Source organism: Streptomyces reniochalinae, assembly GCF_003323735.1.
Taxonomy (GTDB): Bacteria; Actinomycetota; Actinomycetes; order Streptomycetales; family Streptomycetaceae; genus Streptomyces; species Streptomyces reniochalinae.
The window spans coordinates 286000-305922 of sequence record NZ_QOIM01000042.1 but is presented as its reverse complement, the minus strand read 5'-3'; the positions used below and the strand labels follow the sequence as shown (position 1 = coordinate 305922).

General features: G+C 72.5%; 17 protein-coding genes and 2 tRNA genes. 4 read left to right on the top strand and 15 right to left on the bottom strand.

All coding sequences use genetic code 11. The features are described from left to right. Window positions 1-406 precede the first annotated feature (406 nt). A tRNA-Ala gene (locus DQ392_RS26690) sits at window positions 407-479 on the bottom strand. A 248-nt stretch (window positions 480-727) separates the two neighbouring features. On the opposite strand from DQ392_RS26690, the gene DQ392_RS26685 reads away from it, so the two are divergent. After that, a complete protein-coding gene (locus DQ392_RS26685) occupies window positions 728-2032 on the top strand; it encodes a glycosyltransferase 87 family protein (protein WP_114018643.1) in 1305 nt (434 codons plus the stop codon). On the opposite strand, the gene DQ392_RS26680 is transcribed toward DQ392_RS26685, so the two are convergent. From DQ392_RS26680 to DQ392_RS34595, 8 genes are all read right to left on the bottom strand, one after another. Further along, window positions 2011-2244, bottom strand: a complete 234-nt coding sequence (locus DQ392_RS26680) for a hypothetical protein (protein WP_114018261.1) — start codon at window positions 2242-2244, stop codon at window positions 2011-2013. The genes DQ392_RS26685 and DQ392_RS26680 overlap by 22 nt on opposite strands. A gap of 7 nt (window positions 2245-2251) precedes the next feature. Continuing rightward, window positions 2252-2446, bottom strand: coding sequence for a hypothetical protein (locus DQ392_RS36295; RefSeq protein ID WP_114018260.1), 195 nt, complete (start codon window positions 2444-2446; stop codon window positions 2252-2254). A 359-nt stretch (window positions 2447-2805) separates the two neighbouring features. Then, window positions 2806-2878: transfer RNA gene (locus tag DQ392_RS26670), tRNA-Ala, on the bottom strand. Window positions 2879-3022: 144 nt separating this feature from the next. Beyond that, entirely contained in the window at window positions 3023-3676 is a 654-nt protein-coding gene (locus tag DQ392_RS26665) for a histidine phosphatase family protein (RefSeq protein WP_114018642.1), read from the bottom strand. Then, window positions 3673-4140, bottom strand: a complete 468-nt coding sequence (gene rsfS / locus DQ392_RS26660) for a ribosome silencing factor (RefSeq protein WP_114018641.1) — start codon at window positions 4138-4140, stop codon at window positions 3673-3675. Before rsfS ends, DQ392_RS26665 begins: the two co-directional genes overlap by 4 nt. A gap of 197 nt (window positions 4141-4337) precedes the next feature. Then, window positions 4338-6182 carry an LCP family protein gene (locus DQ392_RS26655; RefSeq protein WP_114018259.1) on the bottom strand — a complete coding sequence of 615 codons (1845 nt, stop codon included), beginning with the start codon at window positions 6180-6182 and terminating at the stop codon, window positions 4338-4340. Then, window positions 6179-6814 (bottom strand): nicotinate-nucleotide adenylyltransferase, encoded by a 636-nt coding sequence (nadD, locus tag DQ392_RS26650; protein ID WP_114018258.1) that lies wholly within the window; start codon window positions 6812-6814, stop codon window positions 6179-6181. The genes DQ392_RS26655 and nadD overlap by 4 nt, the downstream gene beginning before the upstream one ends. A 67-nt stretch (window positions 6815-6881) precedes the next feature. Then, window positions 6882-7052: a hypothetical protein gene (locus DQ392_RS34595; RefSeq protein ID WP_181856594.1), complete on the bottom strand. Its 171-nt coding sequence runs from the start codon at window positions 7050-7052 to the stop codon at window positions 6882-6884. A 271-nt stretch (window positions 7053-7323) separates the two neighbouring features. Here DQ392_RS34595 and DQ392_RS26645 point away from each other — a divergent pair, with 271 nt between their 5' ends. After that, the gene (locus tag DQ392_RS26645) at window positions 7324-8466 is read left to right on the top strand and encodes a M48 family metallopeptidase (protein ID WP_114018257.1); all 1143 of its coding nucleotides are present in this window, start codon (window positions 7324-7326) and stop codon (window positions 8464-8466) included. Between the two features lie 36 nt (window positions 8467-8502). Here the strand turns inward: DQ392_RS26645 and DQ392_RS26640 are convergent, their stop codons facing one another. From DQ392_RS26640 to proB, 5 genes are all read right to left on the bottom strand, one after another. Beyond that, the gene (locus DQ392_RS26640) at window positions 8503-9627 is read right to left on the bottom strand and encodes an SCO2583 family membrane protein (protein WP_114018256.1); all 1125 of its coding nucleotides are present in this window, start codon (window positions 9625-9627) and stop codon (window positions 8503-8505) included. 119 nt (window positions 9628-9746) lie between these two features. Beyond that, the gene (locus DQ392_RS26635; RefSeq protein ID WP_114018255.1) at window positions 9747-10421 is read right to left on the bottom strand and encodes an SCO2584 family spore wall biosynthesis protein; all 675 of its coding nucleotides are present in this window, start codon (window positions 10419-10421) and stop codon (window positions 9747-9749) included. A gap of 164 nt (window positions 10422-10585) precedes the next feature. Then, complete coding sequence (locus tag DQ392_RS26630; RefSeq protein WP_281273040.1) at window positions 10586-11950, bottom strand: glutamate-5-semialdehyde dehydrogenase; 1365 nt, start codon at window positions 11948-11950, stop codon at window positions 10586-10588. A gap of 166 nt (window positions 11951-12116) precedes the next feature. After that, window positions 12117-12515, bottom strand: a complete 399-nt coding sequence (locus DQ392_RS26625) for a hypothetical protein (protein ID WP_114018254.1) — start codon at window positions 12513-12515, stop codon at window positions 12117-12119. 232 nt (window positions 12516-12747) lie between these two features. After that, complete coding sequence (gene proB, locus DQ392_RS26620; RefSeq protein WP_114018639.1) at window positions 12748-13854, bottom strand: glutamate 5-kinase; 1107 nt, start codon at window positions 13852-13854, stop codon at window positions 12748-12750. A gap of 748 nt (window positions 13855-14602) precedes the next feature. Here proB and DQ392_RS26615 point away from each other — a divergent pair. Both DQ392_RS26615 and DQ392_RS26610 read left to right on the top strand, forming a co-directional pair. Then, window positions 14603-16699, top strand: coding sequence for a hypothetical protein (locus tag DQ392_RS26615; protein ID WP_114018253.1), 2097 nt, complete (start codon window positions 14603-14605; stop codon window positions 16697-16699). Between the two features lie 343 nt (window positions 16700-17042). Beyond that, complete coding sequence (locus DQ392_RS26610; RefSeq protein WP_114018252.1) at window positions 17043-18293, top strand: phospholipase D-like domain-containing protein; 1251 nt, start codon at window positions 17043-17045, stop codon at window positions 18291-18293. A gap of 79 nt (window positions 18294-18372) precedes the next feature. Here the strand turns inward: DQ392_RS26610 and obgE are convergent, their stop codons facing one another. Further along, the gene (obgE, locus tag DQ392_RS26605; RefSeq protein WP_114018251.1) at window positions 18373-19812 is read right to left on the bottom strand and encodes a GTPase ObgE; all 1440 of its coding nucleotides are present in this window, start codon (window positions 19810-19812) and stop codon (window positions 18373-18375) included. Window positions 19813-19923: the final 111 nt, after the last annotated feature.

The following is a 19923-nucleotide window of genomic DNA, read 5'->3' as shown; positions in this document are numbered from 1 at the left end:
ATTCCGGTCCGCGGAGGAGGGACCGGCAGTGGTTCAGCGCGGCTCGCTAAGCAGAAGGCGTACGGCACGCATAGCGCTCAGGGTACCGCACGAGGAAAGGAGCCCACCCTGGAGCCCGGGAGACCCGTGCGAGAAGAGACCACTCCCCCCGAACAAGAAGAGATCGCCCTTCCGGACAGGAAAGAGCACCCCGCCCGACCTCACACCCCAACACGTCAGAGGGCACCAAAAGGGGCCACCCTCAATCGGCCGGCACCCCATGGAGCCGGCATTCCCCAGGGATCCGGCACCCCCCAGGGGGGGGTGTGGGTGGCGAAGCCCCACAAACGCGCGGCGAAGCCGCGCAAAACCAAAGGAAGCGAGGAGGCCCACGCTCTGTGTGGGCACACCTCGCCTCTCGCTTCCGTGGAGCTAAGGAGAATCGAACTCCTGACCTCTTGCATGCCATGCAAGCGCTCTACCAACTGAGCTATAGCCCCGTGGGGTGGTCCGCCGGGGTCTTCCCCTCGGCGGCTCCGCCAGCTTACACGGCGTGGGCGGCGTTTCGCCAAATCGGTTTCCCCTCGCACCGGGGACGGGGGGGGGCACGGGCCGCCCGTTCCCGCCACTGACCAGCCGGTACTGTCGCCCCGTGAGCACGTTGCAACAGGCCGTCGAGAGCAAATGGACACCGACGCTCAGGGCGTACCTGCTTCGCCGCCCGGTCACGCTGGCGGCGGCCCTGTGCATGGTCTCCTTCGCCGCCTTCTGGGCGGCACAGCGCACGGCGGACGTCTCGATGATCGACCTGATGGTCTACCGGGCCGAGGGGTGGGCCGTCCGGGGCGGCTACGACCTGTACACGATGCGGGCCACCTACGCCGACCTGCCGACCACCTATCCGCCCTTCGCCGCCCTGCTGTTCATGCCGCTGACGCTGCTGGACGTGGCGGACATGCGGAGCGTGGCGACCTTCGTCAACCTCGGCCTGCTGGTGGCCCTCGTCCATCTGACGCTGCGGCTGCTGGATCGCCCGCTGCACATCCCCCGTACCGCCGCGACGCTGGTGATCGCCGCGGTAGCTGTGTGGTGCGAACCGGTGTGGACGACGCTGCGCTACGGGCAGATCAACCTGCTGCTGGCCGTGCTGGTGCTGTGGGATCTGACGCGGCGCGAGGGGCACCGCTGGGCGGGGGTGGGGATCGGCGTCGCGGCGGGCATCAAACTCACCCCCGCGCTGTTCGCGGTTTTCCTCGCCCTGTGCGGCCTCGTCCACGGCGTGAGCAGAATGCGCCGTTCGGGCAGCGCGGCCGCGCTGTGGAACCCGTGGACGCGTCAGGCTGCCGTGGCCACCGCGACCTTTTCGGCCACCGTGCTGCTGTCCGCCGTGCTGCTGCCGCGCGACTCGCGGCACTTTTGGGGAGAGGCCCTCTTCCAGTCGGGACGCGTGGGGCGCTCCGAGATCACCGACAACCAGTCGCTGAGCGGCGTCGCAGCCCGTCTGCTGCACACCGGAGAACCGGGCGCGCTGTGGGTCGCGGCGGCGGTGACAGCGGCCGTGCTGGGGCTGGGGGCCGCGACGGCGGCCACGCTGGCCGGGCAGCGGCGGCTGCCGCACGCCGCCGCGTGGGGGGCTGTCGCCTGCGCGGTGACGGCGCTGCTGATCAGCCCGATCTCCTGGTCCCACCACTGGGTGTGGTGCGTTCCGCTGGCGCTGCTGCTCGGCGCGGAGGCGCACCGCCGCGCGAGCCGCCGCTGGGCGGCCGCGGCCGCGGCGACGGTGGCGGTCTTCTGCACGTACGCGCTCTGGTGGGTGCCCCGCGACGCGGACGCCGCCCGCGCTCCCGAACTGGGCCAAAACGGCGCACAGATGCTGCTGTCCGCCTGCTACCCGCTCGCCGGGACGGCGTTTCTCGTGCTGACGGCGGTCGTGGCACTGCGGGCCCTTCGCGGGCGCGGCGCGGGACGGCGGCAGACGTCAGGAGGGCAGGGCGACGGAAGGCGCCGGGACGGCAGGACGGCGGCGCGGCGTCAGGCCGTCGCGAAGGAGTAGAACCGCTTCAGGGTGCAGTGGGCGTCCAGCAGACGTCCGTAGATCGGCTCACCGTCGAGTTCGCGGTAGGTCTCGATCGGGTCACCCTTTATGATCAGCGCTCGCGCGCAGTCCTCGCACCAGTACTGGTACGCGCTGTTGGCCGGCTCCATGTCGCGCACGATCGGGGTGCCACTGCCGCACCAGTCGCACTTCCTGCTGTGGGCGCCCATCGCTCAGTCAGCTCCAGATGTGGCCGCAAGCCGTGCACACGTAGGACACTCCTCCATTGTCGCCGAGCACTTGGGCGACGTTCGCCGAACCACAGGACGGGCACTGCAGGTTGTCCGGGACGCCCCGTGGGCGCTCCTGGTGGGGCGGGGACCATACGGATGCGGGCTCGGTGGCGTCCTCGCCGAGGACCGTCGCCGGCATCGCACTCGTCCCTCCCTGGGCCTTCCCCCCTCCAGCCGTCACGATTCTGCCACGTTCGGCCGCCCTGTCTTAAGGCCCGGTCAGCGATCCGCTGCGGGGCCCCGCCTCCTGCGCCGCCTTTCCACAGAAGGCACCCGGACCTGGACCGCGGAAGAGCACACGGACGAGAGGGAACACCGCTCGAAGAGAGGACAACTCGAAGGAGCAGAAGAGCCCGAGGGGAGCACCGGACTCCTCCGAGCCCCCGAGCCGGGGGTGTGGGTGGCGAAGCCCCCACGAACGCGCGGCGAAGCCGCGCAAAAACAAAGGAAGCGAGGCAGCCCACGCTCTGCGTGGGCACACCTCGCCTCTCGCTTCCGTGGAGCTAAGGAGAATCGAACTCCTGACCTCTTGCATGCCATGCAAGCGCTCTACCAACTGAGCTATAGCCCCGGGCTCCGGCACCTGAGTGCCGCGAACGAGAAGAATCCTAGCGGGTGGCCAGGCCGAATGAGAAATCGGCCTGAGGGGCGCCGGTCTCGGCCACCCGGCCCGACTCCGGCGCCGGTTCCCACCGGCACCGGCACCGGCGCATGCTCAGTCGTCGTCCCCGAGCACGGGCTCGGGCAGGCTGCCCGCGTTGTGCTCCATGAGCCGCCAGCCGCGCACCGTCTCGCCCAGCACGGACCAGCTGCAGTTGGAGAGGCCGCCCAGCGCCTCCCAGGTCGAGGAGGGCAGTCCGATGAGCCGCCCGATGGTGGTCCTGATGGTGCCGCCGTGGCTGACGACGACGAGCGTGCCGCCGTCCGGGAGTTTGTCGGCGCTGCGCTCCACGACGGGTGCCGCCCGGTCGGCGACCTCCGTCTCCAGCTCGCCGCCGCCGCGCCGCACCGGCTCGCCCCGCTTCCAGGCCGCGTACTGCTCGCCGTAGCGGGCGACGATCTCCTCGTGCGTGAGCCCCTGCCAGTCCCCGGCGAAGGTCTCCCGCAGGCCCTCGTCGTAGGTGACGTCGAGCCCGGTGAGGGCGGCCAGCTCGGTCGCGGTGGTCACGGTGCGCCGCAGGTCGGAGGAGACGATCGCGTCCGGGCGCAGCGCCGCCAGCAGCCGGGCGGCACGCCGCGCCTGGTCGAGCCCCGCGTCGGTCAGCGGGATGTCGGTCGTGCCCTGGAAACGGCGTTCGAGGTTCCACGCCGTCTGGCCGTGCCGCCACAGAACGATCTTGCGGTTGCGGACCGCCGCGGTGCCGTTCAGCGCAGCTCTCCGTCCAGCTCGTCGGAGGTGTCCGCCGCGGATTCCCGCCCTTCGGCGCCTGCCGCGTTCGCGTGCTCGGCGCCCTTGCCGCGGGTCGCCTCGGCGTCCTCGGGGAGTCTCAGTTCGGGGCAGTCCTTCCACAGCCGCTCCAGGGCGTAGAAGACCCGCTCCTCGCTGTGCTGCACGTGGACGACGATGTCGACGTAGTCCAGGAGCACCCAGCGGCCGTCCCGCTCGCCCTCGCGGCGGGCGGGCTTGGCGCCCAGCTCCTTGAGCAGTCGCTCCTCGATCTCGTCGACGATGCCCTTGACCTGCCGGTCGTTGGGGGCCGAGGCGAGGAGGAAGGCATCGGTGATGGCGAGCACGTCACTGACGTCGTAGGCGACGATGTCGTGCGCGAGCTTGTCGGCGGCCGCCTGTGCGGCGGTTTCGATGAGCTCGAGGGAACGGTCGGTGGCGGTCACAGGCAAGGCTTTCGAGTCGGAAGCATGTCGTATTCCAGGGTCTCACGGCCGCCCGGCGGCCTCGGTCCTTCGCCCCCGCGGCCGGGTGGCCGCGGGGGCTCGCTCACGGAAATCACGGAGACCACAGCGATCACGGCGACGCGAAGCCTCGCTCACGGAGGGTGAGACGCGGACGCCGACGGTGCCCTGGCGCGGTCTCAGCCCCCGTAGTCGGCGCCCAGCACGACGGCGACGTCCGCGTTGGCGGTGCCCTCCCCCTCGCGTACGGCGCCGCCCGGCAGGCCCAGGGTCTTGGCGACCTGCTCGGCCTTGGACTTCTGTGCCGCCTTCGCGTAGGTCACCAGCGAGGTGGCGCGGGTGGCGCCGGCGCCACCCTTGACGACGGTGTAGCCGCCGTTGACCAGGGCGACGGACGCGGTGGCGTCCGGGCCGCGCTTTCCGGTGGCGTTCTTCAGGCTCACCCTGGGCGCCGCGTCGGGGTCGGAGTTCTTCACGGTGCCGCCCAGGACCTTGCTCACGATGCCGTCGCCGACCTGCCCGCTCAGGGTGCCGTTCGCCCGCACGGGAACCACCTGGGAGCGGTAGTCGCCCTTCTTGGCGTGTGCGGCCAGCTTCGCGAGCGAGGCGCCGAGCTGCGGTTCGGACAGCGAAGGGTCGGGGATCTGGCCCAGCGACTCGACGGTCCTGGTGGCGCCCCGCGGCTCGCTGGAGACCTTCTTGAGGACGGCCCGCATCACCCGGCCGAAGCGGGCGAGCTGCTTGTCCTGCGGCTCGCCCTGGGCGCGGTAGGTGGCGTAGGCGACGGCGGCCCTGCCGTCCATCTGCTGCGCCGCCCCCTTCCCGACGAGCGGCCCCGAGCCCTTCTTCTCGCCTGGCACGGCGGTGTCCGTGTCCACGGAGATGCCGCCCACGAGTTCGACGAGCTTCTCCAGGAAAGGCGTATCCAGCCGCCAGGTGCCCTTGATGTCGGAGCCGAGCAGGGTGTTGAGCGCGTCCCTGGTGGGCCCCGCGCCCTGGTCGTCGACCGACTTGCCGAGCGTCGTGGTCGTCCCGTCCTCCGTGGTGACGGCCAGGGCGTTCGGCAGCAGCAGGGACGTGCCCTGGCCTGTGCCGGCGTTGTCGACCAGCAGCGCGGTGGAACTGTCGCCGTTCTCCTCGCGCAGGTGTACGACGATGACGTCCCGGTGCTTGCCCGCCGCGGCCCCGCTCCTGCTCTCGTCACCTCCGGTGCCCGGCAGCATGCCCGCGTACCAGAGGTAGCCGACACCGCCGGCCACCACGAGCGCCAGCACCACGACGAGCGCGACGATCCGGTTGCGGCCCCGGCGCTTGGCCTCCTCGCGGCGCTCCGTGCGGGATTCGCTGAACTTCAGCCAGTCGATGACGTCCTCGGACTCGTCGCTGGCCTCCTCGACGAAGGAGAACTGCTCGGTGTGGTATCCGGCCTCCTCGCCGCCGGGCTGCTGCCGCCCCTGCGGCGAGGAGGGCGGATGGGGGCCGTCCTGCGGCGCCTGACGCCCCCGCGACGGCTCCCCGGGGCCGTGGGTCCTCTGCCGGGCCTGCTCCGGTGCGTACCGCTCCTGCGGGGGCGCCGGGGTCTGCTCGGGGAACCCGGCCTGCTGCTGGGTGTCCTGCGCCTGCTGCGGGGCGGCCGGCTGCGGAGCGTAGGGGGCCTGAGACCCGTAGTCGTACGTGCCCGCGTGGCCGCCCTGCTGCGGGGCGGCGTCCGGATAGCCGGAGTACGCGTCGTAACCCGGCTGCTGCGGGGCGGCGCCGGGCCGGCCGTAGGAGTCGTAGGGGCCGCCGTACCCGCCCTGACCGGCTTGGGGGCCCTGGCCACCCTGCCCGGCCTGGGCGCCGTGACCACCCCCGGCGTCGTAACCGCCCTGGGGGTCGTAACCGCCCTGGGGGCCGTAACCGCTCTGGGCGCCGTAGGACTGGTCGTACGCGTCCTGCCTGCGGTATACGGGCCTGCCGTACTCGTCGTAGCCGACGATCTCGGGTTGTGGTGCGTAAGGGTCGTATCCGTAGCCGTCGCTCACGCTTGCGATTCCTCCCCTGGGCCGCTCCGGTACAGCGCACGTTTGCTGATGTACCGGACCACGCCGTCAGGGACGAGATACCAGACCGGATCGCCGCGTTCCACCCGTGCGCGGCAGTCCGTCGAGGAGATGGCGAGCGCCGGGACCTCCACCAGGGAGACGCCCCCCTGGGGCAGCCCCGGATCGGCCAGCGCGTGCCCCGGACGGGTGACGCCGATGAAGTGGGCCAGCGAGAAGAGTTCTTCGGTGTTGCGCCAGCTGAGGATCTGCGACAGCGCGTCGGCGCCGGTGATGAAGAACAGGTCCGTGTCCGGGTTGGCCTCGGCCAGCTCGCGCAGCGTGTCGATGGTGTAGGTCCTGCCGCCGCGGTCGATGTCGATCCGGCTGACGGAGAACTGCGGGTTCGACGCGGTCGCGATGACCGTCATCAAGTAGCGGTCCTCGGCGGGCGAGACCTGCTTGTGGCTCTTCTGCCACGGCTGCCCGGCGGGGACGAACACGACCTCGTCGAGGTGGAAGCGCGCGGCCACCTCGCTCGCGGCCACCAGGTGACCGTGGTGGATGGGGTCGAAGGTGCCCCCCATCACGCCGAGCCGCCGCTTACCGGTGCCGGGCACTATGTCCTCTCCCATGCGGGACGACCCTATCCTGTGCCGTTTCGTGAGACGTGTGTACGGACGCCCGCGCCCGGCGGGCCGCTCAGCGGTCCCGGTTGAAGCGAGTGGTGATCCACAGCAGCAGGAAGAGCGCGACGAGCGCGCCCCCGCCCGTCAGATACGGGCTGAGGCTCTCGTGCCGTGCGCTCTCGCCGTGCTCGCCGCTGGAGGCGAGGGTCAGCAGGGCGTCGTGTGCGGTGCTGGGCAGCATCATCGTCGGCAGAACCTATCCCGTGAGGCGCGGACACTGGGCGGCGCTTCTTCGGACCGCCCACCGTGTGGCGGCACGAAAGCTGCGCAGCCACATCGTAAGCGGCCGCCTCGCGGCGGCTCACGCCGACTCAGTCCACACGGGTCGGGACGGCCACGAAACGGGCGGGGAGCGGGCGGTGCGTGAGAACGGAGACGTCCGGACGCAACGGGAGGGCCGCGCTCCGCGTCCCACACTCTAGTGTGGACAGCCCAGTCGAGGAGGGGGAAAGACCATGACAGACGGCACTGGCGGCACGGAGCGCCTGCCGGGCCGCGAGAGGCGGCGCTTCCCGGGTATCTCATCCCGGGCGTACGAACACCCGACCGACCGCTCGGCGCTGGTGTCGCTGCGCAAGCTGAGCGGTTTCGACACGGTCGTCAAGGCGCTGAGCGGGCTGCTGCCCGAGCGCAGCATGCGGCTGCTGTACCTCTCCGACTCGGTCCGGGTCAGCGACCAGCAGTTCGCGCACCTCAATGCGATGCTGCGGGACGCCTGTTACATCCTGGACCTGGAGAAGGTCCCGCCGATGTACGTCACGCAGGACCCGAAGCCCAACGCGATGTGCGTGGGTATGGACGAGCCGGTGATCGTGCTGACCACGGGCCTGGTCGAACTCCTCGACGAGGAGGAGATGCGCGCCGTGGTCGGCCACGAGGTCGGGCACGCGCTCTCCGGTCACGCCGTCTACCGCACCATCCTGCTGTTCCTGTCGGACCTCGCCATCAAGATCGCGTGGATTCCGCTGGGCAGCGTCGCGGTGCGGGCGCTGGTGATCGCCCTGCGCGAGTGGTTCCGCAAGTCGGAACTGTCCGCCGATCGCGCCGGGTTGCTGGTGGGTCAGGACTTGCAGGCGTCCATGCGGGGCCTGATGAAGCTGGCGGGCGGCAACCACCTGCACGAGATGAACGTGGACGCCTTCCTGGCGCAGGCCAAGGAGTACGAGGCGGGCGGCGACGTGCGCGACTCCGTGCTCAAGATCATGAACGTGCTGCCGCGCAGCCACCCGTTCACCACCGTGCGCGCCGCCGAGCTGAAGAAGTGGGCGGAGAGCCGCGACTACCAGCGGATCATGGACGGCCACTACCCCCGGCGCCAGGAGGACAGGGAGGCGTCGATACGGGACTCCTTCCGAGAGTCGGCGACCCACTACTCGGACTCGATGCGCAGCAGCAAGGACCCGCTCATGGGCATCGTGCGCGACATCGCGGGCGGCGTCGGGGACGTCGGCGGCCGGCTGCGCGACACCTTCACGGGCCGGGGCTCCGGCGGCGGCCAGGGCGGCTCGAACGGCAACACCAACGGCGCCGACGGCAGCGGCGACTCCGGCCCGGACACGGACGGCACCGGGCGCCCCGGCGGGTCCGACCCGAGCTGAAGCGGCCGCCCCGGCCCCTCTCCGAGGAGAGGAACCTCAGTCCTTTTCCTTGAAAGGATGCGCCGGGCTCGGCTGGGCACTGGGCGACAGCAGCCCGCACATGGAGGCGGTGGACCGGCCCCGCGCGAAGGGGTCGGTCCCCGCCTTTCCCGCGTCCTTGGCCTTCTCCCCCGCCAGCAGCGGCGCCAGGCTGTCCGCCGGATCCTCGCCGCAGTTCATCGGCCCCGCCCGCATCGAGACCTGGCGCAGGGTGACCTGGTGGTCGCGCAGGTCGCCGCGTTCGAAGTGGAAGCGCACCTCGCGGCGCACGGAGAAGAGCGAGGTGCCCCGCTCGGCGTCCTCGCCGTCGCCGGCGTCCGCGGGCCGTACGGCGTACACGAAGACGTGGTCGGCGATGACCTCCAGCGCGTTGGCCGAGACCTCCTGGGCGGTGAGGGTGCCGTGGACCCGCACCTGCTCACCGGCCAGCGCTGCCTTGGCCGGGTCGAAGCGCACCATCCAGGCGGTGGCGGCGTGCCGTCCGTCGTTGCGCGGGTTGTTCACGCTCTGGTCGAACTGGCGGTGCTGGCGCGGATCGAGCAGTTCGCGCACGGGCCCCACGGCGCTGCCGGTGAGGACCCTGGGGTCGAGCGAGCTCTGGACGATGTAGTCCTTGGCCCCCAGCAGCGCGGCCTCGACCTGGTTCTGGGTGAAGTGGTCGCTGCTGCGAACGGGTGAGGGCAGCGTCACCCCGTCGGCCCCGTTCTCGAAGCTCGCGGCGGGGCTGTGCTCGAACAGGTCGTCGGGGGTGGCGCCGGCGACGGGATCCAGGGGCGCGAGCGGCATCAGTTCGCTGTGCACGGGCTCGGCCTCCGGCTTGGCGGGCGACCTGTAGGGGTTCCGTATCCCCATGTAGATCGCGGTACCGAAGGCCAGGGCGATGAGCAGGACCAGGATCAGGCCCTGCCGGGAAAAGCTGAGGCCCAGCCTGCCGTGGCGTTCCGCCTCAGCGCGGGGGCGGACAGCCGCGTGCTCCTCGTCGTCCAGCCGCTCCTGGGCGGAGAACTCCTGGAGCTGCGCAGCGTTGACGAACGACTCGTCGAACACCAGGGACCGGTATTCGTCGTCGCCGCCGGGAGCCCCGTCGGGCGTCCCGTCAGGAGGTTCCACTCGCCCTGCCATACCAACAGGGTAGAACCGCGCGCAGGGAGGTAAACGACGTGGTCCCGGACAACTTGCCGAAGCGCCGGTGTCCTGTTCTCCTACGCCGTCCGCACGGCTCGCGGGCGCGGCGGGCGGCGTCAGCCGCCGGGCGGCTGCGCGGTGACGGTGGGCAGCGTGCCCGGCTCCGGCGGCTCCACGCCCGTGGTGGCGGGCGGCGGGACGGGCTCCTCACCCCGGTCGGAGCTGCCCCGGTAGAGGGCGGAGAAGGCGAGCGCGACCATGCCGATCCCCATCACCACGGCGAGCACCCAGGCGATCGGCCGCTGCCAGCTGCGGTGCCCCCGGTATGGGCGCGGAGCGCCGCCGCGCGCCGCGTACGAGCCGTGGGCGCCCCGCGCGTACCCGAAGTCGGCGCCGTGTTCGTACGCCTCCAGCTCGGGCGGGAGCCCGCCGGGGCCGTACTCCGCGTAGAGGTCCCGGCGGTCGAACCGGTCGTCGTCACCGTCCGGGTCCTCGTCCCAGGCGTCGTCCTCGGGCGGCTCGCCGTACGGGGACTCCGGGAATTCGGCCATGCCGCGGCCGTACACCAGGCCGTCCTCCGCCACCCGCGGAACGTCGGTCTCCGTGTGCTCTGCGTGCGACTGGGCGGCCGCGCGCACGCGCTCCGCCGCGCTCGGCTCATGGACCTGCGCGGCCCGCACGAAACCCTCGTCGAGGACCACGGAGGCGAACTCGTCGTCCGCCGCCCCGTGGTCGCGGTACTCGGGCTCCTCACCGTCCGGGAACGGCTGGCCCCCCACCTCGTCCGGCACGCGGTCCAGCGTAGACCTATGCGGTCAATTTGGGCAGGGCGAACGGGAATCGGCCGGCAAGAGGACGGGAAGAAGGCGGGAAACGCACCCGCGCCGTCCTGCCGGGCCGCTCCCGCCACCCAGTGGGACGGCGGCTCAGCGGGACGGCTCAGCGGGACGGTGGCTCAGCGGCGGACGTGCCCCTCACCGGTGACCACGTACTTCGTCGAGGTCAGCTCGGGCAGCCCCATCGGGCCGCGGGCGTGCAGCTTCTGCGTGGAGATGCCGATCTCGGCCCCGAATCCGAACTGGGAACCGTCGGTGAACCGGGTGGAGGCGTTGACCATGACGGCCGCGGAGTCCACCAGCGCGGTGAAGCGGCGGGCGGCCGCCGTGTCCCGGGTGACGATGGCCTCGGTGTGCCCGGAGGACCACGCGCGGATGTGCTCGACGGCGGCGTCCAGGGAGGGTACGACCGCCGCGGCGATGTCGTGGGAGAGGTACTCGTCGGCCCAGTCCGCTTCGGTGGCCGGCACCACCGCGCGGCCGTCCGCCGCGCCACCCGCCTTCTGCCAGGCCGCGTCGCCGTGCACCGTCACGCCCGCCTCGGCCAGCGCTTCGAGGGCGCGCGGGAGGAAGGCGCCGGCGATGCCCTCGTGCACCAGCACCGTCTCCGCGGCGTTGCAGACGCTGGGACGCTGGGCCTTGGAGTTGACGAGGATGGCCAGCGCCGTCTCCACATCGGCGCTCTCGTCGACGTAGACGTGGCAGTTGCCCGTGCCGGTCTCGATGACGGGCACCGTCGACTGCTCGACCACCGCCTTGATCAGCGAGGCACCGCCGCGTGGGATGAGCACGTCCACCAGGCCGCGGGCGCGCATCAGCTCGGTGACGCTCTCGCGGCCCCGTCCGGGCACCAGCTGCACGGCGTCGGCGGGGAGCCCCGCCTCGGCCACCGCGTCACGCACCACGGCCACCAGGGCCGTGTTGGAGGCGTGCGCGGAGGAGGAGCCGCGCAGCAGGACGGCGTTGCCGGACTTGAGGCAGAGCGCGGCCGCGTCCACGGTGACGTTGGGGCGCGCCTCGTAGACGATCCCGACGACGCCGAGCGGGACGCGGACCTGCCGCAGCTCCAGGCCGTTGGGCAGCGTCGAGCCGCGCTGGACCTCGCCCACGGGATCGGGCAGCGCGATCACGTCGCGCACGTCGGAGGCGATGGCCGCGACCCGCTCGGGGGTGAGCGTGAGCCGGTCGACGACGGACTCGGGGGTGCCCTCGGAGCGCGCCGCGGCGACGTCGTCGGCGTTGGCGGCGACGATCTCGCCGGTGCGCGCGACGAGCGCGTCGGCGATACGGGCCAGCGCGGCGTCACGGAGCGTGCGGGGCGCCGGGGCGAGGGCCGCTGCCGCCGTGCGCGCGCGCCGGGCCACCGCGCGCACGGGGCTGTCCGCCGCCGGTGCGGCGGCGCCGGGCCGCGCGGTGCCGGCCGGAGGCGTCGGGGCCCCCTCGGCCGGGAACGTCGGGGAGCCGCTGGTCTGGGATGCGCTCATGGCGCGCATGGTAGCCGGGGCCCGCGACGAGGCGCCCCGGCGTCTCACGGCCGCGCCCGGGCTACCGCGGACGTTCAGCCCGCGTGTGGGTCGGCACCCCGCGGACGGCTCGGCAGTCCCCGGAGGGACCGGCAGTCCGTGGAGGGCTCGGCAGTCCGTGTACGGCTCAGAAGGGGTGGACACCGATCGGGCTGGCCGGTGGCGGTCCGTAGCCCTCTGCGACCCGCTGGTGATAGGTCTCGCGGCCGATCACCTCGAGACCGACGATCTCCCAGGGCGGCAGCTTGGCCGAGGAGCGGTGCTCCCCCCACAGCCGCAGCGCCACGGCGGCGGCGTCGTGCAGATCCTCCGCCTCCTCCCAGTAGCGGATCTCGGCGTGGTCGTTGGCGTAGCGGCTGGTCAGCAGGAACGGGTGATCGTGAGCGAGCTGTTCGAGGGCGCTGCGCACCTCGGCGAGCGGCGCCTCCCGTCCGGCGACGCTGAGCGTGATGTGCCAGAGACGGGAGCCGATGCGTTCCTCGGGCTGGGGAGAAGGCGCCATGTCGACGCTGGCCAGTCGTCCCACCGGTGGCCTCCTGGAGTGGTGCTGGTGAGTGCGGCGTGGGGAGGGTACGTGCACGTGCGGGTGCACGTGCCGCGCGGACCGCCCGAGTCAAAGTTGACCAGTCCACGCGGGCCCGTGGGGCCGTTTTGCAGAAGGTGTCCGTGGAAAGGCTGGTCTTTTTCCCTGTCCCCTTCGAGTAGGGCACCGCTCAGCTGTACGACCGGCACGGGCCGCACACCCAGCCCGGAACCCCTCACGAGCGCAGCAGCACCAGGTCGTCGCGGTGGACGACCTCCCGCTCGTAGGCCGGGCCCAGCTCCCTGGCCAGCTCGCGGGTGGAGCGGCCGAGCAGCCGTGGCAGTTCCTTCGCGTCGAAGTTCACCAGTCCCCGTGCCACCGCACGCCCGGCGGTGTCCCGCAGCTCCACCGGATCGCCCGCGGAGAAGTCGCCCTCCAGCCCGGCGATGCCCGCGGGCAGCAGCGAGGTGCGGCGCTCCACGACGGCCCGCACGGCACCCTCGTCCAGGGTGAGCGCACCGGTGGGCGCCGAGGCGTGCGCGAGCCACAGCAGCCGCCCCGCAGCGCGTCGCCCGGTCGGGTGGAAATAGGTACCCGTCTCGCGGCCCGCCAGCGCGTCCGCCGCGTGCACGGCCGAGGTCAGCACCACGGGCACCCCGGCGCCGGCCGCGATGCCCGCCGCCTCCACCTTGGTGACCATGCCCCCGGTGCCCACGCCCGCGCGGCCCGCGCTGCCGATGTCCAGGCCCTCCAGCTCGGCCGGGTCGCGCACCTGGTCGATGCGGCGGGTGCCGGGCGTGGCGGGGTTGCCGTCGTAGAGGCCGTCCACGTCGGAGAGGAGGACCAGCAGGTCGGCGCGGACCAGGTGGGCGACGAGCGCGGCGAGCCGGTCGTTGTCGCCGAAACGGATCTCGTCCGTGGCCACTGTGTCGTTCTCGTTCACGACGGGCACCGCGCCCATCGACAGCAGCTGCCCGAGGGTCCGGTAGGCGTTGCGGTAGTGGGCGCGGCGGCTGGTGTCGTCGGAGGTCAGCAGCACCTGTCCGACGCGGCGCCCGTAGCGCGCGAAGGACGCGGTGTAGCGGGCCACCAGCAGGCCCTGGCCGACGCTGGCCGCGGCCTGCTGGCGGGCCAGGTCGCGGGGGCGCTTGGTGAGGCCCAGCGGGGCGAGTCCCGCGGCGATGGCGCCGGAGGAGACCAGCACGATCTCCCGGTCGGGGCGGCCGGCGTGCTGGGCGAGGACGTCGACGAGGGCGTCCACCCGGTCGGCGTCCAGGCCGCCGGCCGCGGTGGTCAGCGAGGAGGAGCCGATCTTGACGACCACCCGGCGGGCGTCCCGCACGGCCGCGCGGTACGACGCCTCGGGCCCCGGCCGGTGGCGCGCCGCACCGCTGTCCGTGCCCGCCCCCGGCAGCGCCCCGGCCGCACCGGCCGCCGACCTCCCTGCCGCACCAGCCCCCGGCCCCTCGGCCACACCGACAGCTGCCCCCTCGACCGCACCGGTTACCGGCGCCTCGGCCGCACCGACAGCTGGCCCCACGGCCACACCGGTCACCGGCGCCTCGGCGGGATCGGCCGATGGCGCCTCGGCCGCGCCATCGTCGGGCAGGCGCACCACGCGGTCGCCGGGCGCTGCCTCCCCGCCGTCGCCGCGCGCCGCGGCTTCACCCGCGGCCGACACCGCCGCGGGCACGGCCGCGGACGGCGCCGCGTCCTCGCCGCGTGTCCGCGCCGCGCCGTCGCCGCGCCGCTCGTCGCCGGTGGTTCCCGTCCTGCCTGCCACGCCCGTACGTACCCCTCATACCCATGCCGCCACGGCGCGCCCGGGGTGCCCGTGTGCGCCCCTGACCCGTGACCCGCCGCGGGTTCTCGTCCGCAATCTACGTCAGCGCTGGTCCGGGGCGCTCATCCGTTCCGCGCGGTGGACGGGGGCGGATGGTTACCTTTGACCACGTAAGCACGTATCCGGGTCCGTCGAAGATTGTCACTTGACCCGCGGGCGACATACGGTCAGGGGTCGACCCTGGCCCCACCGCCACCGGCCGCCCCTTTTCCGCAGACCCTCGATCTCCATGCCAGGAGCCCAGCCCGTGCCCTCTGCCGGACTCTCCCCACGACGCGCCGTGCAGCTCGCGGCGCTGCTCGCGCTGGCGGTGTTCTACACCGCACAGCTCGCGGGTGCGCTGTTGCCGAACGTGCCCGTCTTCCTCACCGCCTCCCTGGCGGGCCTCGCTCTCGACCTGTACCTGACGCACCGGCAGCCGGGGCTGCTGGCGCTGCTCGGGAAGGTCCGTTTCGACGTCACCACCCGCCAGCTGCTGCGCGACATGCTGATCGTCATCGGGCTGGTCCGGATCCCCGACGTGCCGCCGGACATAGAGCGCCCGCTCACCCTGTTGCTGCTGCTCGCCTACGCGGCGCACTTCCTGTGCCAGGCGGTGGCCCAGCTGGTGCGCCGTACCCGCACCCTGCCGGTCGTCACCCGCAACATCGACGCCTCGGCGCTGCGGCTGACCGACGCGCCCTCCCGGCTGCTGGCCCGGCAGCCCAGCCGCAGGCTGCTGCGCTTCTCGATCCCGGGCACCGTCGGGCTGATGCTCTCCGCCGGCCTCTCCCAGCAGGAGTGGGGTCTGGTCGGGATCAGCTGCACGTTTTTGCTGTCGCTGGGCAGCGCCGTCTACCTGGGTACCTGGCTGCTGCCCAAGAAGCGCTCCCGCAGCGAGCACGAGGTCATGGTGTGGCTGGACAAGTGGCTGGCGGCCTACAAGCCGACCGTCGGCATGTACTTCTCCGGCGGGACGACCAGCGCCTACCAGGCGAACATGTGGCTGAGCACGCTGGCCGAGCTCGACGGGCGGCCGCTGATCGTGCTGCGTGAGCGGTTCATGGTGCAGAAGATCGACGCCACCGACATCCCGATCGTCTGCATCCCCAAGGTCGCCCACCTCATGCACCTGGAGCACTCGACGCTCAAGGTGCTGCTGCACCCGGCGAACTCCGGCAAGACCTCGCAGGTGCTGCGCATCCCCACCCTCAAGCACGCCTTCATCAACCACGGCGAGTCCGACAAGCTCTCCTCATGCAACCCCTACGCCAAGGCCTACGACCAGGTGTGGGTGGCGGGCGAGGCCGCCCGGGAGCGGTACGCGCTGGCCGAGGTGGGAGTGGACGACAAGGACGTCGTCGAGGTCGGCCGCCCCCAGCTGACCCCCATCCAGCACGCCGACGAGCGGGCCGCGGCCCCCGCCAGCGACTACACCACGGTGCTGTACGCGCCGACCTGGGAGGGCTGGGACGGCAACCCGGGCAACACCTCGGTGCCGCTGGCGGGCGAGCACATCGTCGCCGCGCTGCTGGCCGACCCGAAGGTGCGGCTGCTGTACAAGCCGCACCCGATGACCGGCTCGGTCGACCCGCGGGCGGGCGCCGCCGACCAGCGCATCCGCGCCATGATCACGCAGGCCAACGTGGAGCGCGGCGCCGGGCGCCGCGACCCGCGGGCCACCGCCGAGCTGGAGCGGCGGACGGCCGTCCTGGACGAGGCCACCACCACGGCGTTCCGCGCCAGCGCGGACGAGATGGAGCGGATGAAGAGCCAGGGCACCCCGCAGAAGGGCAACGCCGAACGGGTGCGCGAGGCGACCGAGGCGTGGGAGGCCGCCTACTGGGCGTCCTTCCCCGACTCCGAGCACCAGATCGTCACCGGGCCGCGCCCGGCGATCTTCAGCTGCTTCAACCAGGCCGACCTGCTGATCTCGGACGTCTCCTCCGTCGTCTCGGACTACCTCAGCAGCGAGAAGCCGTACGCGGTGGCCAACACCAGCGGCATGACCGAGGAGGAGTTCCGGCACGCCTTCCCGACGGTGCGGGCCGGTACGGTGCTCACCCCCGACGCCCAGCAGATCCCGGCCCTTCTGGAGTCGGTGCGCGACGCGGGCAAGGACACCCTTGCGGGGGCGCGCAAGGAGCTCAAGACGCGCCTGCTGGGCCCCTCGGAACCGCCGTCGCTCGCGCGCTTCAACGCCGCGGCGCTGGAGCTCGCCGACGAGACGGAGGCCCGCAACGTGCGCGTCGCACGGCGCACGGCCGAGATCCCCGGACAGCGGGAAGCGGAGGAGGCCGCCGAGGAGGCGGAGATGGAGGCGCCGGGCGGCGCCTCCGATCCGGAGGACGCGGTCACCCAGTAACCGCTCCCGGCCGGGTCGCGTCTTCCGTAGCCGGGCCCCGGCCGGGATCCGGTCATCCAGTGGCCGCGCGCCTGGCCGGAGCGCGTCGCCAAAGCCGTCACCCGTTCGGGCGGCGTGCGCGGCGCACACCGGCGCGCGGGAGCGCGAGACGGTGGAAGGGCCCCAGGAGGATTCGCCTCCTGGGGCCCTTCCGTCTTCGTGCGTCACACCGGCCCCAGGCGTAGCGGCTGGGCGGCGAGACGGGCTGAGCAGGACCTTCTGGCGTCCCTACTCTCGCTTGCGACCCGGCCGGTACCTCCCGGTACCGGCCGCACGGTCCGCACCAGCCGCCAGGGAGGCCCCTTTGTCACGTCTGAGAGCCGCCGCGCCGCCCCTCGCCCTGCTACTCGGCGCCGGGCTCACGCTCACCACTCCCCCGTCCGCCGCTGCGGCCTCCCCGGGCACGGGCCCGGTCTTCAACCAGCCGAACGGCACCGCCGCGCAGCAGCGCGCCATCCGCAGCGATCTGCTGGCACGTATCGAGGGCGCCGCCCCGCGCTCCACCATCAAGGTCGCGCTCTACCACTTCTGGGACGCCGAGGTGGCCCGCGCGCTCGCCACCGCGCACACCGCGCCGGAACGCCGCGTGCACGTCCAGGTGATGCTGGACGAGTCCAGTGTCAGCTCCATGCCCTCCAGCACGTCCTACTCCATCCTGCGCAAGGCGCTGGGCACCGACAGGGAGAGGCGGTCCTTCGTCGGGCTCTGCCCCAAGAGCACGTCGTGCCTGGGCGACCCGTCGGCGGGCAACTCCATCGCGCACAACAAGTTCTGGCTCTTCTCGCGGACGGGCGGGTTACGCGACGTCGTGGTGCAGACGTCGTCGAACCTGTCGACCGGCAGCTACACCAAGTTCTGGAACGACGCGATGGTCGTCGCCCAGCGCGGCACGTACGCCGCCTACAGCCGCTACTTCGACAAGGCCGCAGGGTCCGACTGGCGCTCCTGGCGCTACACCCGCGCCGCCGCCTCCCCCTATACCAGCTACTTCTTCCCGCGCCCGCGCGGCGGCGACACGGTGACGGGCATCCTCGACAACGTCACCTGCCGCTGGAAGGACGCCTCGGGCAGCCACCGCACCAGCGTGCGGCTGGCGATGTTCAAGCTCACCCGCCAGGGCGTCGCCGAGAAACTCGCCTCCCTCCAGCGCCAGGGCTGCGCCGTGGACATCGTCTACGCCCAGACCGACAGCGAGGCCAGCACCGGCTCCCCGGGCACCTGGGAGGCCCTGCACGCGCCGGGCGGACCGGCCGTGCGGTGCCTGCACTACGACGACGACGGCGACCCCGGCACCTCGCGCGAGGTCGTCCACTCCAAGACCCTGATGATCTCCGGACGTTACGCCAAGGCCACCGGCAAGCTGGTGTGGACCGGCAGCCACAACTACTCGGGCCCCGCCCTGACCAAGAACGACGAGACGCTGTTGAAGGTGGAGCGCGACAGCGTCCACGACGCCTACGCCGACCGCTACCGCGCCCTGCGCGCCTCGGCCCTGCCAGGCACCCGTGACAACACCCCCAGCTGCAAGGGCGTCAGCCCCCAGCCGGAGGACTGAGGGGCTCGGGCCTTCCCGTCACGTGACGACCGCCGTCGGCCTCCCCCGGCGAGGGGAGGCCGGCGGCGGCGTCGGACGGTCACTCGAACGGGTCGAAGCCCTCGTACTCGCCCAGGACCTCATCGCGCTCGGCCTCGCGGTCGCGGCGGCGCTGCGCTGCGGGGCGGGGCGCGTCGAAGCGCTGGTCCTCGCCGCGGCGGCCGAGCATCTCGGCACCGCTGATCATGGTGGGTTCCCAGTCGAAGACGACCGCGTCGTCCTCGGCGCCGATGGCCACGCCGTCGCCCTCCCGGGCGCCCGCCTTGAACAGCTCCTCCTCGACGCCGAGGCGGGCGAGGCGGTCGGCGAGGTAGCCGACGGCCTCGTCGTTGTTGAAGTCGGTCTGCCGCACCCAGCGCTCGGGCTTCTCGCCGCGTACCCGGAACATGCCCTCGTCGAGGCGGGTCACCGTGAAGCCCGCGTCGTCCACCGCCTTGGGGCGGATCACGACGCGGGTGGCCTCCGGCGCCGGACGTTCCGCGCGGGCCTCGTCGACCAGACGGGCGAGCGCGTACGACAGCTCCTTGAGGCCCTGCCGGGAGACGGCCGAGACCTCCAGGACGGGCAGGCCGCGAGCCTCGATCTCGGCCCGTACGAGGTCGGCGAGGTCCTTGCCCTCGGGGATGTCGGTCTTGTTGAGGACGACGACGCGCGGGCGGTCGTCGAGACCGCCGTAGCGGGACAGCTCCGACTCGATCACGTCGAGGTCGCTGAGCGGGTCGCGGTCGGTCTCCAAGGTGGCGCAGTCCAGCACGTGCACCAGCACGGAGCAGCGCTCGACGTGCCGGAGGAATTCGAGCCCGAGGCCCTTGCCCTCGCTGGCGCCGGGGATCAGCCCTGGAACGTCCGCGATCGTGTAGACCGTCGCGCCCGCGGTGACGACGCCCAGGTTCGGCACCAGGGTGGTGAAGGGGTAGTCGGCGATCTTCGGCTTCGCCGCGGAGAGCACCGAGATCAGCGACGACTTGCCGGCGCTCGGGTAGCCGACGAGCGCGACGTCCGCGACCGTCTTCAGCTCCAGGACCACGTCCCGCTCCTCGCCGGGCTCCCCCAGCAGGGCGAAGCCCGGCGCCTTGCGCCGGGCGGAGGCCAGCGCGGCGTTGCCGAGTCCGCCCCGGCCGCCCTGCCCGGCGATGAAGGTGGTGCCCGCGCCGACCATGTCGGCCAGCACCTCACCGTGCCGGTCGAGGACGACGGTGCCCTCCGGCACCGGCAAAACCAGGCTCTTGCCGTCCTGTCCCGAACGGTGGCCGCCCTCGCCCGGCCTGCCGTTGGTGGCCTTGCGGTGCGGGCTGTGGTGGTAGTCCAGCAGCGTCGTCACGTCCGGGTCGACGACGAAGACGACGTCGCCGCCGCGCCCGCCGTTGCCGCCGTCCGGGCCGCCGAGCGGCTTGAACTTCTCCCGGTGCACGGAGGCGCAGCCGTGCCCACCGTTACCCGCGGCGACGTGCAGTTCGACGCGGTCCACGAAGGTGGTCATAGGGGTGTGCCTCCAAGGCGTGCTGGCGTGCCGATGTGCTGCGGTACTGATGTACCGGCGTACTGAGGGGGAACGCGCCGAGGGCGGACCCGCTTCCCTTCCGTACGGCGC

What these genes read in the sequence shown, in the direction of transcription:
- DQ392_RS34595 (WP_181856594.1), bottom strand. Translation starts at nt 7,052, where the DNA reads ATGATGCTGCCCAGCACCGCACACGACGCCCTGCTGACCCTCGCCTCC.
- DQ392_RS36295 (WP_114018260.1), bottom strand. Translation starts at nt 2,446, where the DNA reads ATGCCGGCGACGGTCCTCGGCGAGGACGCCACCGAGCCCGCATCCGTA.
- DQ392_RS26680 (WP_114018261.1), bottom strand. Translation starts at nt 2,244, where the DNA reads ATGGGCGCCCACAGCAGGAAGTGCGACTGGTGCGGCAGTGGCACCCCG.
- DQ392_RS26645 (WP_114018257.1), top strand. Translation starts at nt 7,324, where the DNA reads ATGACAGACGGCACTGGCGGCACGGAGCGCCTGCCGGGCCGCGAGAGG.
- DQ392_RS26630 (WP_281273040.1), bottom strand. Translation starts at nt 11,950, where the DNA reads ATGAGCGCATCCCAGACCAGCGGCTCCCCGACGTTCCCGGCCGAGGGG.
- DQ392_RS26640 (WP_114018256.1), bottom strand. Translation starts at nt 9,627, where the DNA reads ATGGCAGGGCGAGTGGAACCTCCTGACGGGACGCCCGACGGGGCTCCC.
- DQ392_RS26685 (WP_114018643.1), top strand. Translation starts at nt 728, where the DNA reads ATGGTCTCCTTCGCCGCCTTCTGGGCGGCACAGCGCACGGCGGACGTC.
- nadD (WP_114018258.1), bottom strand. Translation starts at nt 6,814, where the DNA reads ATGGGAGAGGACATAGTGCCCGGCACCGGTAAGCGGCGGCTCGGCGTG.
- obgE (WP_114018251.1), bottom strand. Translation starts at nt 19,812, where the DNA reads ATGACCACCTTCGTGGACCGCGTCGAACTGCACGTCGCCGCGGGTAAC.